Genomic DNA, 734 nt, shown 5'->3' with positions numbered 1-734 from the left:
GTCCCCACGTCCCACACCCGCGCGGTCTGATCCGCGGACGCGGTCACTACCCGCTGGCCGTCCGGGCTGAAGGCGGCGCAAAAAACTGACCCCTGGTGCCCGCTGAGCTGGGCGATTTGTTTGCCCGTGGCCGCGTCCCACACCCGCGCGGTCTGGTCTCCGGACGTGGTCACCACCCGCTGGCCGTCCGGGCTGAAGGCGGCGGAGCTCACCGGCCCCTGATGTCCGGTGAGCTGCGCGATCACCTGGCCGGTCGCCACATCCCACACCCGCGCGGTCTTGTCATCGGACGCGGTCACCACGCGCCGGCCGTCCGGGTTGAAGGCGGCGGAGCTCACCGGTCCCTGATGCCCGGTGAGCCGCGCGATCACCCGGCCGGTCGCCGCATCCCACACCCGCGCGGTCTGATCCGCGGACGCGGTCGCTACCCGCTGGCCGTCCGGGCTGAAGGCGGCGGAAAAAACTGCCCCCTGATGCCCGCTGAGCTGCGCGAGCTGTTTGCCCGTGGCCGCATCCCACACCCGCGCGGTCTTGTCATCGGACGCGGTCACCACCCGCCGGCCGTCCGGGCTGAAGGCGGCGGAGCTCACCAGTCCCTGATGCCCTGTGAGCCGCGCGATCACCTGGCCGGTCGCCGCATCCCACACCCGCGCGGTCTTGTCCGAGGACGCGGTCACCACGCGCCGGCCGTCCGGACTGAAGGCGGCGGAGAAAACCGGTCCCTGATGCCCGGT

At 72.3% G+C, this 734-nt stretch carries 1 protein-coding gene; it reads right to left on the bottom strand.

Features of this window, described 5'->3' with window-relative positions; translation table 11 throughout:
• The coding region (locus J3489_RS38050) for a WD40 repeat domain-containing protein (protein WP_242540482.1) at window positions 1–734 on the bottom strand (734 nt) is incomplete at both ends.

This window comes from Trinickia mobilis (assembly GCF_017315705.1).
GTDB classification, from domain to species: Bacteria; Pseudomonadota; Gammaproteobacteria; order Burkholderiales; family Burkholderiaceae; genus Trinickia_A; species Trinickia_A mobilis.
The sequence above is the reverse complement of the archived record's forward strand: the minus strand, read 5'-3'. Positions and strand labels throughout refer to the sequence as shown.